The sequence below is a fragment of the Pseudomonas sp. GW822-FHT06D10 genome (assembly GCF_058799535.1).
In genome coordinates this window covers 290,099-306,009 of the sequence record NZ_JBXALN010000002.1, presented here as the reverse complement: position 1 = coordinate 306,009, position 15,911 = coordinate 290,099, and the positions used below count along the sequence as shown (strand labels likewise).

Annotated in this window: 15 protein-coding genes; 3 read left to right on the top strand and 12 right to left on the bottom strand. The window is 64.6% G+C overall.

Annotation, left to right across the window (positions count from 1 at the left end; genetic code table 11):
* Positions 1-77 precede the first annotated feature (77 nt).
* The 10 genes from AC1RL5_RS06980 to AC1RL5_RS06935 all read right to left on the bottom strand — a co-directional run bounded on the left by AC1RL5_RS06980 (position 78) and on the right by AC1RL5_RS06935 (position 10,026).
* A complete protein-coding gene (locus AC1RL5_RS06980; protein WP_492589186.1) occupies positions 78-1,781 on the bottom strand; it encodes a bifunctional metallophosphatase/5'-nucleotidase in 1,704 nt (567 codons plus the stop codon).
* A 136-nt stretch (positions 1,782-1,917) separates the two neighbouring features.
* Complete coding sequence (locus AC1RL5_RS06975; RefSeq protein ID WP_011059347.1) at positions 1,918-2,562, bottom strand: MotA/TolQ/ExbB proton channel family protein; 645 nt, start codon at positions 2,560-2,562, stop codon at positions 1,918-1,920.
* 28 nt (positions 2,563-2,590) lie between these two features.
* Positions 2,591-4,831: a TonB-dependent receptor family protein gene (locus AC1RL5_RS06970; RefSeq protein ID WP_492589185.1), complete on the bottom strand. Its 2,241-nt coding sequence runs from the start codon at positions 4,829-4,831 to the stop codon at positions 2,591-2,593.
* A 43-nt stretch (positions 4,832-4,874) separates the two neighbouring features.
* Complete coding sequence (locus AC1RL5_RS06965) at positions 4,875-5,657, bottom strand: energy transducer TonB family protein (protein ID WP_492589184.1); 783 nt, start codon at positions 5,655-5,657, stop codon at positions 4,875-4,877.
* Between the two features lie 4 nt (positions 5,658-5,661).
* Positions 5,662-6,069: an ExbD/TolR family protein gene (locus AC1RL5_RS06960; RefSeq protein ID WP_011059344.1), complete on the bottom strand. Its 408-nt coding sequence runs from the start codon at positions 6,067-6,069 to the stop codon at positions 5,662-5,664.
* A gap of 168 nt (positions 6,070-6,237) precedes the next feature.
* Positions 6,238-7,227, bottom strand: a complete 990-nt coding sequence (locus AC1RL5_RS06955) for a FecR family protein (protein ID WP_011059343.1) — start codon at positions 7,225-7,227, stop codon at positions 6,238-6,240.
* Positions 7,224-7,802, bottom strand: coding sequence for an RNA polymerase sigma factor (locus tag AC1RL5_RS06950; RefSeq protein ID WP_011059342.1), 579 nt, complete (start codon positions 7,800-7,802; stop codon positions 7,224-7,226). Before AC1RL5_RS06950 ends, AC1RL5_RS06955 begins: the two co-directional genes overlap by 4 nt.
* Before the next feature lie 11 nt (positions 7,803-7,813).
* Positions 7,814-8,140 (bottom strand): DUF3325 domain-containing protein, encoded by a 327-nt coding sequence (locus AC1RL5_RS06945; protein WP_047283981.1) that lies wholly within the window; start codon positions 8,138-8,140, stop codon positions 7,814-7,816.
* Positions 8,141-9,724 (bottom strand): PepSY-associated TM helix domain-containing protein, encoded by a 1,584-nt coding sequence (locus tag AC1RL5_RS06940; protein WP_207239823.1) that lies wholly within the window; start codon positions 9,722-9,724, stop codon positions 8,141-8,143.
* Entirely contained in the window at positions 9,721-10,026 is a 306-nt protein-coding gene (locus AC1RL5_RS06935; RefSeq protein ID WP_011059339.1) for a DUF3649 domain-containing protein, read from the bottom strand. Before AC1RL5_RS06935 ends, AC1RL5_RS06940 begins: the two co-directional genes overlap by 4 nt.
* 219 nt (positions 10,027-10,245) lie before the next feature.
* Here AC1RL5_RS06935 and AC1RL5_RS06930 point away from each other — a divergent pair, with 219 nt between their 5' ends.
* The 3 genes from AC1RL5_RS06930 to fecA all read left to right on the top strand — a co-directional run bounded on the left by AC1RL5_RS06930 (position 10,246) and on the right by fecA (position 14,269).
* The gene (locus tag AC1RL5_RS06930; RefSeq protein ID WP_011059338.1) at positions 10,246-10,734 is read left to right on the top strand and encodes a sigma-70 family RNA polymerase sigma factor; all 489 of its coding nucleotides are present in this window, start codon (positions 10,246-10,248) and stop codon (positions 10,732-10,734) included.
* An 8-nt stretch (positions 10,735-10,742) separates the two neighbouring features.
* The gene (locus AC1RL5_RS06925) at positions 10,743-11,708 is read left to right on the top strand and encodes a FecR domain-containing protein (protein ID WP_492589183.1); all 966 of its coding nucleotides are present in this window, start codon (positions 10,743-10,745) and stop codon (positions 11,706-11,708) included.
* Positions 11,709-11,908: 200 nt separating this feature from the next.
* The gene (fecA, locus tag AC1RL5_RS06920) at positions 11,909-14,269 is read left to right on the top strand and encodes a TonB-dependent Fe(3+) dicitrate receptor FecA (protein ID WP_492589181.1); all 2,361 of its coding nucleotides are present in this window, start codon (positions 11,909-11,911) and stop codon (positions 14,267-14,269) included.
* Positions 14,270-14,339: 70 nt separating this feature from the next.
* Here fecA and AC1RL5_RS06915 read toward each other — a convergent pair whose 3' ends face one another.
* Positions 14,340-14,747: an HPF/RaiA family ribosome-associated protein gene (locus AC1RL5_RS06915; RefSeq protein WP_492589179.1), complete on the bottom strand. Its 408-nt coding sequence runs from the start codon at positions 14,745-14,747 to the stop codon at positions 14,340-14,342.
* Positions 14,748-14,960: 213 nt separating this feature from the next.
* Positions 14,961-15,908 carry a LysR substrate-binding domain-containing protein gene (locus tag AC1RL5_RS06910; protein WP_015634207.1) on the bottom strand — a complete coding sequence of 316 codons (948 nt, stop codon included), beginning with the start codon at positions 15,906-15,908 and terminating at the stop codon, positions 14,961-14,963.
* Between the last annotated feature and the right edge of the window lie 3 nt (positions 15,909-15,911).

Here is a 15,911-nt window from a genome sequence, read left to right as displayed (position 1 = left end):
GTTTGACGGGAGACCGTCAAGCAAGGTCCTGCGGACCTTTTCGCAGCCTCGCAGGCTCGGCACCGGCTCAGCGCTCGTTACAGGGATCGCTGGATGCGCCCGGCACTGGTGCTGGAACCCACGGGCTTGCCCTGCTGGTCCATGTCCTTGAGGTAGTGCAGCATCGCCTCCAGGTCGCTGACCCCCAGGTCGCTGCGGTTCAGGCCGCTCTTGAACAGGCTGAAGCGGTCGCCGCCATCGGCCAGGAAGCCGTTCATCACCAGCCGGTAGTTCGCGCCGGCCTGCAGCGGCTTGCCGTTGAGGCGCACGCTGCCGGGGACGACACGGCTGTCCGGCGGGCGCTTGGGGTCCCAGCGATAGGTGAAGCCCTGGGACACTTGCAGGATGTTGGCATCGTCCGCGCCCTTCCATTGCTGGTTGAGCACCTGTTCGATCTGCCGGCCCGTGAGGTCGAAAGCGATCAGGTTGTTGTTGAACGGCTGCAAGGTCGCCAGTTGCCCGTAGTTGACCCGGGTCTGCCCGGGCTCCAGGGCCAGGTCGCTGCGAATGCCGCCGGTGTTCATGAAGGCGATCTGTGCGCCATTGGCCCGGCCGCCGGCCAGATGCGCGTCGGCAATCAGGTCACCGATGGGCATTTCCCCGGCCGCGTCGGCCCGCCGGGCAATCGGCGAGGCGGCAATCGCCCCCACCGGCTTGAGCAGCACCTGGTTGCTACGGGCCTCGACCTCCTGTTGCAACTGCGCCAGGGCCGGGTCCTGTGGATAACGGGCCGGATCGGCCAGCAGGTTGAGGGCCTGGATGCTCGCCACCCGGTGCTGGCCAGGGGTCACTTGCAGGGTCAGATGGGTCAGCAGGTGGCCGTAGGAATTGCCCTGGGTCACCAGCAGCGGCCCGACCTTGCACAGGTAGCCCTGGTGCGAGTGGGCGCTGATCAGCACGTCCACCGCCGGGTCCAGGCGCTTGGCCACGTCGACGATATCGCCGCCGAGCTGCGAGCAGTCCTGCTTGTCGAACGGCTCCGGGGTCGAGCCGCCCTGATGCACCACCGCGACGATGGCGTTGACACCCTGGGCATTGAGTTCGGGGATCAGCTTGTTGATGGATTCGGCTTCATCGGCCACCTGCAAACCGCGCATGCCCTTGGCGCTGACCACCGAGGCCACGTCCCGCAGCACCGCGCCGACAAAGGCCACCTTGACCCCGCGCACCTCTTCGATGCGGTAGGCCGGCAGCAACGGCTTGCCGGTGTCGCTGTCCAGCAGGTTGGCCGCCAGGTAGGGGAAGCCGCTGCCGGCATAGTTCGGGCGGAACTGGCAGGCCTTGTCCGGCCGCGACGACTGGCAGCCGCCATTGAGCTGGCGCAGGAACTCGGCCTTGCCGTTGTCCAGTTCGTGATTGCCGATGGCGCTGAGTTTCATGCCCATCTGGCGCAGGGCGTCCAGGGTCGGTTCGTCGGCCCACATGGCCGACAGCGGCGGGCTGCCGCCCACCAGGTCGCCGGCGCCGATGAACAGCAGTTGCGGGTCCTGCTGGCGCAGTTGGGCAAGCATGCCGCCCAGGGTAGCGATGCCGCCGGCCGCAAGCTTGCGCACGCCGCCCGGGGCCTGGGGGGCCTTGTAGCTGAAGGGGTTGGCTTGCAGGTAGCCGTGCAGATCGTTGATGGCGACGATGTTCACCGCCACCGGTTGCGGCGGTTCAGACAGCGAGCTGCAACCGGCCAGGGTGACCAGGGCCAGGGTCAGTGCCCCCAGCAGCCGGGGCATGGGATGAAGACGGGACATGAAAGAAATCCTTGGTAGATCAGCGAAAAAAAAGCCGCTGGCGCAGGCCGATCAGGCAGAGAAGAGCGCTGGGAACAGCGCCGGCTTCGCCGTCGATCGCAGCCCGTGCCCGCGGCAGCGGCTACAGGTCAGGTCATCAGGCAGGTTGCAGGCTGCCGTGGACCACCTGGGGTGCTGGCGGGGCCTTCAGCGCGGTGCCCATGCCGGCGCGCAGCAGCAGGATCTTCAGGTGGTCGGTGATGCGCTCGACCCGGTCCTGGAAGTGGTTGTGGAAGATCATGCTGCCCAGGGCAATGGCGATCCCCAGGGCCGTGGCATACAGCGCGGTGCCGATACCCTTGGACACTTCGCCCGGGTCGCTGACGCCGGTCTCGGCCAGGGCCTTGAAGGTGTCGATGATCCCCAGGATGGTGCCCAAGAGGCCCAGCAAGGGCGCAGCGGTAACCACGGTTTCCAGCAGCCACAGGCCATGCATCAGCTTGCTGCGGGTGGCGATGTAGATCGACTCGCTGAGGTCTTCCAGGTCCTTGTGGCTGGCCAGCCCCTGCTTGTGGGCAAACAGCTCGGCGACCATTTCCAGGGGCAGGCTGTTGCGCTCGCGCAGCGGGGCGGGCAGATCGTCGACGCTGTGCATCTTCGGGTTGAGTACGGTCTCCAGTTTCTTCGCCTGGCGCAGGCTGAAGCTGAAGTAGATGCCCCGCTCCACCGCGATGAAGGCGGCAATCGCGGCAGCGCCGTACATGGTGTAGAAGGTGATGTCGTGCAGCAGATTCATGTCCATCGTCATTTCCTCTTGTGCCTGAATCGAATCAGAACGCAGCTTCCAGGGAGACCATCGCGGTGCGTTCTTCACCCACGTTGTAATAGGCGGTGCTTGGCGCCAGGCCATTGGTCCTTACCGAGTTGAAAGACACGGTGCGTACCGACGCCAGGTATTCCTTGTCGAACACGTTGAGCATCGAGAAGCGCAGGATCGCGGACTTCAGCACCTTCTTGTCCACCGGCAGGTGGATACCGGCATTGAGGTCGAACACGGTGCGTCCGGAGATCTTCTCGTCGTTGGTCAGGTCGCCGTAGAAGGCGCCGACGTACTTGCCCACCACGTTGCCGTAATAGAGCGAATCGTCGTAGCCCAGGCTCAGGTTGAACATGTTTTCCGGAACGTTGGTCAGCTGTTTGCCGGACGTCGGCAGCAGCACGTTCTTGTTGGTCAGGTCATCCATCTGCTCGGACTTGGTGTAGGTGTACGAGGCGTAGTAGTTGAAGTTGTGCGGCAAGCGGCCGCTCCACTCCAGCTCCAGGCCACGATTCTTCACTTCGCCGACGTTGGCCACGACGTAGTCACCATTGAGGTCGGTGGTGGAGATCTGCCGGTCCTTGAAGGTGATGTAGAACAGGGTCGCGCTCAGGGCCATGTTCTCCTCGCTGTAGCGCCAGCCCAGTTCCTGGTTCCAGCTCAGCTCGGGTTTCAGGCTGATGGAATCACCCTTGTTGTAGAGCACGTAGTTGGGCGGCGTGCGCATGTTGCGGGTGACGTTGTAGAACGCCTGGTTGTTCGGGTCCACCTGGTACTTGGCGTTGAAGCTGGGCAGGAACTCGTGGTACTTGGCGTCGCGTTTTTCCAGCTTGTCGGTGAGGCTGCCCAGGTTGTTGCCATCGCGCTCCACGTACTGGTAGGCCAGGGCTCCGGTGAGGGTCAGGTCCGGGGTCGCCTGCCAGGTGTCCTGCACCCAGAGTTTCTGCGCCGGGGTCACGGTGTACTGGTGGCGGCCCTGGACCGTCGCGCCATTGCGGTCCACCAGTTGGTCGGAGCCGTTGTAGTCGCCCCAGACGTTTTCCGGAGCGCCGTTGCCCTTGATGCCGATGAAGGGCTGGGTCTGGCGCTGGCGGGCGCGCTCGTACCAGTAGCCGACGTCCAGGCTGTGCTCTTCGTTGAGGTCCCACTTGAGCTTGGTGGTCATGCCGGGGCGCCAGGTCTCGGTCCACGAAGGCCGATAGTAGGTGCCGCTGGGCAGCCCGCTCAGGTCATAGTTGCCGGCCCGGCTGGAGGTGCTGGACAAGGTGGTGGCGGTCTGGCCGCTGAAGCTGCCGCCGTTGGACCAGACGTAGTACGGGTTGAAGGTCAGGCTCAGGTCGTCGCGCAGCTGAAAGCGCTGGGTCACCGAGGCGGTCACGCTTTCGAAGGGGTTGCGGTTGAGCTTGTAGGACTGGGACACGCTGCCGTTCTTGAACACGGTGTTTTCCGAGTAGTCCAGGCGCCGGCCCTGGGTCTGGAACTGGGACTTGCTGACGCTGTTGTAGTTGTAGTTTTCCTGCTGGTTGTATTTGACGATGGCGTTGGTGGAGTTGCCGTTGCCGTCTTCGAACAGGGTGTTCCACTCGATCTTGTCAGCCCGCAGGGTGCCCTTGCCCTTCCACTTGTCGCCTTCGGTATGGGACGCCGAGACCCAGGTCTTGAAGCCCCCCAGCTCGCCGGTGTTGAGGCGGGCAAAGGATTTGCGCAGGTTGTTGGAGCCCACAGACTGCTTGACGAATACCCCGAAGTCCTTGGTCGGCCGTACGGTTACCAGGCCGATGTTGCCACCGCTGGAACCGATGTGCGGGCCGTCGGCTTCGGACGAACCCTGGGTGACGAAGACTTCACTGAAGTTCTCCGGGTCGCCCATCAGGTTCGGGTAGATGCTGTAGTCCCCCGAGTCGTTGATCGGGAAACCGTCGGCGGAGAGCCCGACCTGGTCGGAGTTCATCCCGCGCATGGTGAAGTTGGTGCCGCTCAGGCCCGAGGCGTCGGTGCTGGAAACGTTGATCCCCGGGGTGTACTTGAGCTTGTCCACGGCGTTGGCGGTGGGGGCCATCTGATCCATGGCCTCCTTGGTCACGGTGGAGCGGCCCTTGGCGCTTTCTTCCTTGATCATGTGGCCGTTGCCCAGGGTCTGTTTACCGGCAACGTTCACCGAACCTACGTCCACGGTATCTTCGGCCAAAACCAGTGGCGCAAAACTGCCCAGGCCCGATGCCAGAAGCAGGGCATAAAGTTTATTGATCTTCACGGGTCAATCCCTTGCTTACAACTTTCGTTAATAGGTGATGGGTTTATTCCACGTTGTAACTAAAGGTCGCGGTAAAACGTTGCTTGTTCTTGCCGGAGAACGCGTCCGAGGGAAACGGCGAAACTTTCTCCACGCGGCGCAAACTGGTTTGCGCCGCGCGATTGAGCAACATGTTCGGCGCCTTGTTTTCGATGCCACTGTCGAGCACGTTGCCGGCCCGATCGACTTCCAGCCAGATCACCACATCGCCCTGGGGACGTTGCAGCGAGGCCTCGCGGCCGCTGGGGTATTGCTTGTGCTTTTCCAGTTCCTTGCGCAAAGCGGCGGTGTACAGACTTTCCTTGATGGCACTGCTGGGCGCCGCGGGCGCGGTGGCCGGAGCAGGTACGGGAGCCGGTGCGGCCACCGGTTTAGGTGCGGCGGCCACCGCGGGCTGCGGCGCGGCGGGGGCGTTCTGGGCCACGGCCGGGGCCGGCTTGGGTGGCGCAGGCTTGGCCACCATGGGCTTGGGCACCATGGGCTTGGGCACCGGCGGCTTGGGCTTGACCACCGGCTTGGGTTTCGGCGGCTCGATCACCAGCGGTTCTTCCTCCGGCACCACCTGCGGCGGCTCGGGCTCGATGGGCAACGGCTCAGGCGGTGGCGGTGGTGGCTCGGCCGCCGCCAGCAGTTCGGCGGCATCGACCAGGGCGATTTCCACGGTGCTTTCGTCATACACCGGCTTGATCTGCAACTGCTGCAACTGGCTGGTATAGATCACCAGCAACAACAGGCCAGCCGGCAGCAGGCACGCAAGCAACTTGCGAGTTCTATAGAGACTGAACATGGCGTCAGGACTTGCGTGTAGCGATGGAGACGGAAGAGAAGCCATTGCCCTTGAGCAAGTCCATCACCGAAACCAGGCGTTTAACTTCCACGCCCTGATCGCTGTTGATAATGATCACCAACTTTTCACTGCTGTCGTTCAACACTTTGAGTTGCGCCAGCAATGCACTTTCATCCAGGTCCTGGCCATCGAGTTGCAGGCGCTCTTGCAGACCCAGGGTAATCACTGCCTTGTTTTGCGGCTTCAACTGTTGCGCGGTACTGGCGACCGGCAACTGCGTCTTGATCCCTACGGCCGGGATCACGTTGAGGCTGATGAGTACGAAGAACACCAGCAGAAACATCATCACATCGATCATCGGAATGATCTCGATATGAGCTTTTTTCTTTTTAGCTACATCCCAGCTGCGCATCGTCTTGCTCCCGCTTCAGCTATCCCTCCCTTGTGAGAGCTGAATCACAACCCTCGCCGATCCTGACCATGTGCTCAGGAATGCGCAGATCATCCCCGTCTGATGTAACGGTTTGGTGACAGAACGGAGTGATAACGATGAATGTTCGGGAGCTCTGGGACGCGGTTCTCAGCGCAGGACGATGAACCTCCCGAGAACCCGATGCTGCTGGAAGCCGAGCACCGCCTGCAGTGAATCGAGGACCGCCTGCGGGTCCTTGCTGGAGAAACTGCCACTGATGCGCCGCGCCGCCAGTTCATCGTTGAGCAGCAGGATACGCCCGGGGAAATAGCGCCGCAGGTCGTCCACCACCTCGGCCAGAGGCGCGTGGTAATAGTTCAGCCAGCCCTGGCGCCAGGCCAGTTGCGCCTCACTGTCGACAGCGTGCAGCGGGGCCGCAACGCCATGTCCGTAGGCCACTTGCTGCCCGGCGCCGAGCACCTGCTGCGCCGCGCCTTTGGCCGGCGTGACCCCCACCCGGCCGGACAGCACCGTGACCTGGGCCCCGCCCGGCTGCAGGCGCACTTCGAACTGGGTGCCCAGCACCCGCGCCTCCCCCTCTTGCGCGTCCACCACAAAGGGCTCGCCGGTGTGGCTGACGCTGAAGAAACCGGCGCCGCGACGCAGCTGCACATGGCGCTCGCCACGGCTGAAATCCACGGCAATGGCGCTGTCGGCATCCAGGGTCACCTGGCTCTGGTCGGCCAGGGTCAGGGTGCGCACCTGGCCCGGCGCGGAAACGTAGTCGGCCCCCAGGTCATCGACCCAGCGCCCGGGCTGCCAGCCGGCGCCCAGGGCCACCGCCAGCAATACACTGGCGGCCAGCGCCAGCCCCGCCGACCAGCGCCGCCGGGCCCGGCCCCTGGCAGCATCCATGGAACGCAGCAGGCCGTGCAGGGCAAAGGCGTCTTCATCGGCCAGGGTGCGCGCCGGCTGCTCGCTCAGCTCCCACACCACCTGGGCCTGGGCATAGGCCTCGATATGCGCGGGGTCGGCCTGCAACCACTGGCTGAAGGTGGCCTGGTCGCCACTGCTGGGCTGATCGTGGAGCAGGCTCAGCCAGGCCAGCGCGGCCTGCTCCTGAGCGGGCGTCGGGCAGATACTCGTGCGGTGGTTCACGGTGCATTCCTTGGCGTGCGCGTGCCCGGGGCTTCCCGCAGGCTGGCCTTGCAGGCTTCGAGGGCGCGCATCATATGTTTTTCCACGGCGCTTTGGGACAAGCCCATGGCCTTGGCGATCTCGGCGTACTTGCGCCCGTGGATGCGGTTGAGCAGGAAGATCTGCCGGGTGCGCTGCGGCAGGCTGCGCAGGGCCGCTTCGACATGCCGCAGGTCGTTGCCGGCTTCCAGCGCCGCCTGGGGCTCGCTGCCCTGGTTGTCCTGCTGCTCCGGCAGCCAACCTTCATTGACCCGCACTCGCGCGCCCTCGCTGCGCAGATGGTCGATGGCGATATTGCCGGCGCAACGCAGCAGGTAGGTGCTGAGTTCCTCGACCTGCACCAGGGGCCGGCGCCAGAAGCGCAGGAACAGGTCCTGCACCAGGTCGGCGGCGGTAGCACGGCAACCGACCCGGCGGCTGACCAGGGCCTCCATCTGCGAACGCTGGGACAGGAACACCTGGAGAAAATGCGCACGGCTGCCCTGCGGATCAGGGTGATCCCCCTCGGCTGGCTCCGGTGGCAGGGTGCTCATCATCGTCGGTCCGCTCAGAAGTGGGCCAGGGCCGCGACCGGGCTGGCCAGCAGGCTGGCCCCCGCCATCGTCAGCACCAGGCGCGGCCGATAGGGCAACAGCAGCACCAGCAGCAAGGCGCTGAACATCAGCACCGCGCACCACTGCACCAGCCCCAGGCTCCAGCCGGTACCCTGCACTGCTGCTGCCAGCGACAGGCCCAGCAGCATCCAGCCGCCCAGACGCAGGCCGTGGCGGCGCAGGGCCGAAGGCTTGTGCCCGAGCAGCTCGCCGTGATGCCGGTCCAGGGACAGGCACAGGCCGGTAAAGCCGGCATAACAGAGCAACAGCACCAGGAGCATTCAATTCACCTCGGTTTCAGGAGCCGGCGGGCGTTGCCGGGGCACCCGGGGCGGGGCTGTGGCGGCGGCCCCCGCGCGATGCAGCTTGCGCGCCGCCCAGGCCAGGAACAGGCCACTGCCCAGGCACGCCAGGTCGAAACTCGCCATGGCCCAGTCGCCCCGGACCATGAAACCATCCATCAGGCTCGGGCTGGTGAGCACGCTGAGCACCGGCACTCCGGCGAACAGCAAGGCGCCAAGGCCCAGTTGTTCAACCCAGGCGCGACGGCCGGGGCGGACGCAGGCGTGCAACAGGCTCAGGCCCCAGGCCCAGAAGAAGCTGTTGACCTCCCAGTCGGCGCGTTCGGCGAAGCCTGCGGGCAACAGGCGGTTGGCCCAGAAGAACGCCGCCACCGCCAGCAGCAGCCCGGCCATGCTGGCGATGTTCAACACTTCCACCAGGCGCAGTTCGAAAGGCTGGGCGGCACTCTTGGCATGCTTGAGCTGGCGCTTGCCCAGCCAGATCACCAGCCCGGTGCCGATCATCGCGGTGCTGGCCAGCCCACAGAGGAAGTACAGCCAGCGCAACACCGGCCCGGCGAAGCGACCCATGTGCAAGCCATAGAAGCTGCCGCCGATGGCCAGCGGCAGGGATTGCTCGGCAGAGGCCTGCAACGGCTGGCCGGTCACGCCGTTGAACGCCACTTGGCTGCCGAAATCCCGGGCCACCCGGTCGGCTTCATGGCGAAACACCTGCACCGAGGCATTCAGGTCCCCCGGGTAACTGACTACCAGGCGCTGCGCATGGCCGCCCGACCAACGTTCCCGGGCCTGCTTCAGCATGGGTTCGAGGGGGGCCAGCGGGGCACTCTGCCCGGCGGCCGAGGCAGCGGCAGCAGCGGGCCGCAAGTCCTCGAAGAAGGCATCGGAATCCCCTTTGTAGGCCACCAGGATGCTCGCCGGCATGACCATGTACATGAAGATCACCAGGCTGCTGTAGGTGATCATCAGGTGAAACGGCAGCACCAGCACGCCCACCGCGTTGTGCCCGTCGAGCCAGGTGCGCTGGCCCTTGCGCGGGCGGAAGGTGAAGAAGTCCTTGAAGATTTTCTTGTGGGTGATGATGCCGCTGATCAGCGCCACGAACATCACCATGGCTGCCATCGTCGACAGCCAGCGGCCCCAGGGATAGGGCATCTGCAGCTGGAAGTGGAAGCGGTAGAAGAACTCGCCGCCGCGGGTGTCGCGCACATGCACTTCGCTGCCGGTGGCCGGGTCCAGCAGTTTCTCGGTGAAGGCACCGCGCTCGCCGGGTTTGCCGGGCGCCTGCCAGCCCACCGACAGGCTCGGCTGGCGGGCATCGGGCAGACCGATGAACCAGCGTTGCGCACCCTGGGCATGGCGTTCCAGGTAGCGTTGGGCCAGCCCCAGGCTGGCATCGGCGTTCAGGACCCGGGCCGGCGCCTCCGGCTGCATCCAGTGGGTGATCTCATCCTTGAAATAGGACAGGGTCCCGGTGAGGAAGATCGCAAACAGCAACCAGCCGAACAACAGCCCGCTCCAGGTGTGCAGCCAGGCCATGGACTGGCGAAATCCTTCCTTCATAGCAGGGCCACCCAGTAGGCACTGCCGGCGACCAGCGCCAGCACCAGGCTCGGCAGCAACAAGCCCAGCCAGGCTTGCCAGGCACTGCGACAGGCAAAGCACCAGAGCACTGCCACCAGATAGAACAGGAAGGACGTCACCATTCCGCTGACCACCGCATCGGCCCTGGGCAGGGGCAGCAGCAAGGTCAGGCAGACACTGCCCAGCGCCGCCAGCAGATAGCCCCCCAGCACCGCGGCGAATACCCGCGAAGCCACCGCCAGACGATAGGAAGCGGAAAGACCGCCAGCCTTGCTTTTCATGTTTCGACCTTGACGCGAGGGGAGGTCCGGCACAGCACACAGGCGGCCGGGGGAAGTAGGCGGGCAAGTTTAATGATAAATATTCTCATATGCAAAAAGCAGCGACGAACCCGATGCAAACCCGTCGGTCCGGCCTGATTGCCGAATGCCATGTCGCCCCACTACAATGCGAACAATTCTTGTTCTCTTATGCGCCATCTCGGTGCAGGAGCGTCCGGCTTGTCCCACACCGCTACCGTCGAAGGCCTCTACCAGGCCCATCACAGCTGGTTGAACACCTGGTTGCGGCGCCGGCTCGGCTGCCCCCACAGCGCCGCAGACCTGGCCCAGGACACCTTCATCCGGGTACTCAGCGCCCGGGAAACACCGGCCCTGATCGAGCCCCGGGCGTTTCTCACCACCATCGCCAAGCGCGTGCTGTTCAACCACTACCGGCGCCAGGATCTGGAGCGGGCCTATCAGGAAACCCTGGCGCAGATGCCTGAACAGGTGGCGCCCTCCGAGGAAGAGCGGGCCATCATCCTGCAAACCCTGATGGAGCTGGACAGCCTGCTCGACGGCCTGCCGCGGCCGGTCAAGCGAGCCTTTCTGCTGTGCCAGCTGGACGGCCTGACCTACGGCGAAATCGCCCGGGAGCTGAATATCTCCATCGCCACGGTCAAACGCCACCTGAACAAAGCGGCGATGCGCTGCTACTTCGCCCTGTGAGTGCCTCGATGAACCCACACCTCAATGGCCAGCCCGATTTCAGCAACCAGGTGGCCGAACAGGCCGTGCACTGGCTGATCGAAATGCAGGGCGGGCCCTTGAGCCCGCGCCAGCAACAGGTCTGGCAGCAATGGCACGATGCCCACAGCGAACATCAGCGGGCCTGGGAGCATATCCAGCGCGTCAACCAGCGCCTGCGTGGCCTGTCTTCGCCCCTGGCCCACGCCGCCCTGAACGCGCCGAAATCCGCCAGCCGGCGCCAGGCACTGAAGCTGCTGCTGATTCTCGGCGCCGGCTCGGCCGCCGCCTGGGGCCTGCGCGAGCACAACCCGCTGCCGCCACTGCTGGCGGATTACCGCAGCCCCCTGGGGCAGCGGCGCAAACTGCAACTGAGCGACGGCAGCCAGTTGCAGCTCAATACCAGCAGCGCGGTGGATGTGCGCTTTGATGGCCAGCAACGGCTGATCCGCCTGCTGGAGGGTGAGATCATGCTCACCAGTGCCCAGGATGCCCGGCCGCTGCGGGTGCAGACCGCACAAGGGCAGGTAAGCCCGCAAGGCGCGCGGCTGAACCTGCGCCAATTCAAGGACTACACCCAACTGGCGGTGTTCTCCGGAACCGTCGGCGTGACGCCCCTGGACTACGCCACAACCCCGCCCCAGGTGGCGGCCGGGCAGCAACTGAACTTCACCGGCAACAGCTGGCAAGCTCCCCGGGCCCTGGATGCCGGCAGCGGCGCCTGGAGCGAAGGCATGCTGGTGGCAGCGCACATGCGCCTGGCGGACTTTCTCGACGAACTGGGGCGCTACCGCCGCGGCCAGCTCAACTGTGATGCGCAGGTGGCGGACCTGCTGATTTCCGGCAGCTACCCCCTGGATGACAGCGAGCGGATTCTCGACCTGCTGGAGATCAGCCTGCCGGTCAAGGTACGTCGCTTCACCCGCTATTGGGTCACCGTCCAGGCCCGCGCCTGACGGCACTCTGTCGCCGCCCGCCGGCTGCAACCGGCTCCGCAGGGGACGCGCCCTTGACCCGGGCCGCACCCAAGCCCCCGCAAACCAGTCGCCGCCCGCCCCGGCACCGAAAAAAAACCACCGCCCATGAGCCGTTTCCCCAGGTTCAAGTGACAGAGAAGGAAAGCAACCTTGATTCCCCCTTCTCAGGACCCACCTTCATGACCGAGCAACCCACCTGCCTCACGCCTCTGGCCCGTACCCTGCGCCACTTGCTGCTGGGAGCCAGCCTGAGCCTGGCCAGCCTGCCCCTGGTCCAGGCCGCCGAGGCCCAGGCCCAGAGTTATCACATCGCCCCGACCTCGCTGGAAAACGCCCTGAACCAGTTTGGCCGGCAAGCCGGGGTGCTGATTTCTTTCGGTTCACACGTCACCAGTGGCGTGCAAAGCCGTGGCCTGCAAGGCCAGTACAGCCCGCAGGAAGGCCTGAACGTTCTGCTGCAAGGCACCGGCCTGCAAGCCCGGGCCGAGGGCAGCAATGCCTTCAGCCTGCAACCGGCCAGCCCCGAGGCCGCTGCGCAGCCGCTGCACCTGGGCGCCTCCAGCGTGGTCGGCGACTGGCTCGGCGATGCCCAGCAAAGCGATGTGTTCGAGCACCCAGGGGCCCGGGACGTGATCCGTCGCGAGGAGTTCGAACGCCAGGGCGCCACTCAGGCGCGGGACGTGCTCAATCGGATTCCCGGGGTCAACGCACCGGACAACAACGGCACCGGCAGCCACGACATGGCGCTGAACTTCGGCATCCGCGGCCTCAATCCGCGCCTGGCCTCGCGCTCCACGGTGCTGATGGACGGCATCCCGGTACCCTTCGCCCCCTACGGCCAGCCGCAACTGTCGTTTGCCCCCATCAGCATGGGCAACATGGATGCCGTGGACGTGGTGCGCGGTGGTGGCGCGGTGCGCTATGGCCCGCAGAACGTCGGCGGCATCGTCAACTTCGTGACCCGGGCAATTCCCGACGCGCCGACGGTCAAGGGCGGCTTCCAGACCGAAACCAGCCCCTCCTCCAGCCATGACGGCTTCAAGACCACCGGCAACCTGCTGGCCGGTGGCACCGCCGACAACGGCCTGGGCGGCGCCCTGCTGTACTCCGGCACCCGCGGCGGCGACTGGCGCGAACACAGCGACACGCAGATCGACGACCTGATCCTCAAGGGCAAGTACCAGCTCGATGACGCCAACAGTTTCAATGCCATGGCCCAGTACTACGAAGGAGAGGCGGACATGCCCGGCGGCCTGAACGTGGCGGACTACAAGGCCGACCCGTACCAGTCGACCCGCCCCTACGACAAGTTCTGGGGCCGGCGCACGATGTTCAACGTCGGCTACCGCTACCAGGAAGATCGCCGCGACTTCACCGTCAACAGCTTCTTCACCAAGACCCTGCGCAGCGGTTACCTGGACCAGGGCAGCTTCCTCTCCCTGTCGCCTCGCGAATACTGGGTACGCGGCCTGGAAACCCGTTTCGCCCAAGGCTTCGACCTGGGGGACAGCAGCCACGAAGTGGGCGTCGGCTACCGCTACATCAACGAAGCCGGTCATGAACTGCGCTATCGCACGCCGCTGACCGCCAACCAGCAACTGCCCACCAGCAACAGCCGCAATGACCGCGACACCCGTGGCGGCACCGAAGCCCATGCGTTCTTCGTCGATGACCGGATCGATATCGGCAAGTGGACCCTGACCCCGGGCATCCGCTACGAGATGATCGAGTCGCAGCAGAGCAACAACCTCACCCACGTCAAATACAAGGGTGACTACAACACCGCGCTGCCGGCGCTGAATGTGATGTACCACCTCAACGAGAGCTGGAACCTCTACGCCAACACCGAAGGTTCCTTCGGCAGCGTGCAATACAGCCAGATGCCCAACCGCGTGGCCAGTGGCGAGGTCAAGCCGGAGAAAGCCCGCACCTGGGAACTGGGCACCCGCTATGACGACGGCACCCTGCGGGCGGAGATCGGCGCTTTCCTGATCAACTTCGACAACCAGTACGACAGCAACCAGACCAACGACACGGTGATCGCCCGGGGCGAGACTCGCCACCAGGGTATCGAGAGCAGCGTCAGCTACGCCCTGGATGGCCTGGCCCCGGCGCTGGCGGGCTTCGATGTCTACGCCACCTACGCCTATGTCGATGCCACCATTCGCGAAGACGGCCCGAACAAGGGCAACCGCGTGCCCTTCTCTTCCAAGCACAAGGGCACCCTGGGGGTGAGCTACACCGAAGGCCCGTGGAAGCTCAACCTCGACAGCAGCTACCAGAGCAGCCAGTTTGCCGACAATGCCAACACCCGTGCCGAAAGCGCCGATGGCAGCACCGGGCGCATCCCCGGCTACATGCTGTTCAGCACCCGCGCCGGGTATGACTTCGGCCCGCAACTGTCGGACCTGAACGTGGCGGTGGGGGTGAAGAACATCTTCAACCACCAGTACTTCACCCGTTCCTTCGACGACAACAACAAGGGCAAGTACGTAGGCGAGCCCCGCACGCTCTATGTGCAGACCTCCGTGGCGTTCTGATTAATTTTCCCCACAAAGCAAAACGGGCCTGCAATGCAGGCCCGTCCGGTTGGGGGGTGAAACCCGGCCGTCAGCTATTGAGCGCGGCCTGTTGGTTTTCCAGGAATTCTTCTTCGAGCAGGGCATCCGCCTCGGTGCCATCACTGCTGGGCACGGCCGCCGCACGTTTGCCGCGCAATTTGCCGAACATGTGCTCCAGGGCACTTTCCAACTTGACGGTGGCGCCGTCGAGGGCCTGCTCCAGGGTGTCGGCCTTGTGGGTCACGGAAACCGGTTGGTGACCTTTCGGACGGGCTTCCAGCTGGCAGCGCATATCGTCCGGACCCGACTTGCCGCCGTTCTCGTCCCGCAGGTGGACCACTACCCGGGTCAGGTCTTCTTCGTAGCGTTCGAGCGTGCTTTCAACGGTGCTGCGCACCCACTCCTCCATCCGAAGGCTGCTTTGAATATGGTTATCGCTATGGACTTGGATTTGCATAGTTCTTCCCTTATTTCAGCTTGCTCGTAAGAGGGTCAAGGCAATGCGTATGAACCTGCATTTCGTGACCTCTTGATTACACAATTAGGCACGGCGACGAACATTTCAACCCCTTAAAAAAGATAAATATTCATACGCAAATAAAGCCGGACAAACCGCAAAGGCGCTGTTAAGGTCGGGAGTTAACCCGCCCCATGCGTCAGTCAAAACCGCTCACAGCTGCCCCTCGCCCAGAGGGTGCAAGCCGCGAAAGATCTCCGCTTCCTCCACCAGCCAGTCATGCACCGCGCGTACGCCCGGATGGCTCAGTGCGCCCGGCGCATAGAGCAGCACGTAGCGTTTGTGGTTGGGCACCGCCAGGCCGAAAGGCACGATCAGGGTGCCACGCTCCAGTTCGTCATTGAGCAGGGTGCGCCGGGCAATCGCCACGCCCATGCCGGCAATCGCCGCCTCGATGGTCAAGTGGTTGCGATTGAAGGTATGGCCACGACGCACATCCGCGCCTTCGAAGCCGATGGCATTGAGGTAGAACTCCCATTCGGCGTATTCATAGCTGCCGCGCCAGGCGGTGATGTCGTGCAGCAATGGAAAATGCGCCAGGTCCGCCGGACCGTGCAACGGCGGACGGCCCCGCAGCAGACTCGGGGCGCACACCGGGAAGATCTGCTCGTCCAGCAACGCGGTGGACTGCAAGCCGGGGTAGCTGCCGTCGTTCAGGTCGATGGCCAGGTCGAAGTCGCCCTCGTGCAGGGCCACGCTGCTGTCTTCGGCCACCAGCCGCAGCTGGATCTCTGGATAACGCTGCTGCAGGCGCGGCAGGCGCGGAGTCAGCCACTTGCCGAGAAACGACGGAATCGAGCGCAAGCGCAAGGTCCCCCCGATCATCCCCGCATCCAGGCGCCGCAGTTCCGCGTCGATGCTGCCGTAGGCCTCGCTCACCGTCAGCGCCAGCCGCTGGCCTTCGGCACTCAGCTCCACCCCCCGGGGCCGCCGGTGAAACAGGCGAAAACCCAGGCGTTCCTCCAATTGGCGGATCTGCTGGCTGACCGCCCCTGGCGTGATGTGCAGCTCTTCGGCACACCGGGTAAAAGACAGGTGCCGCGCGGCACAGGAAAACACATGCAGCCAGACATAGGTCTGGGCATGAAATTGTCGGCTCATCGT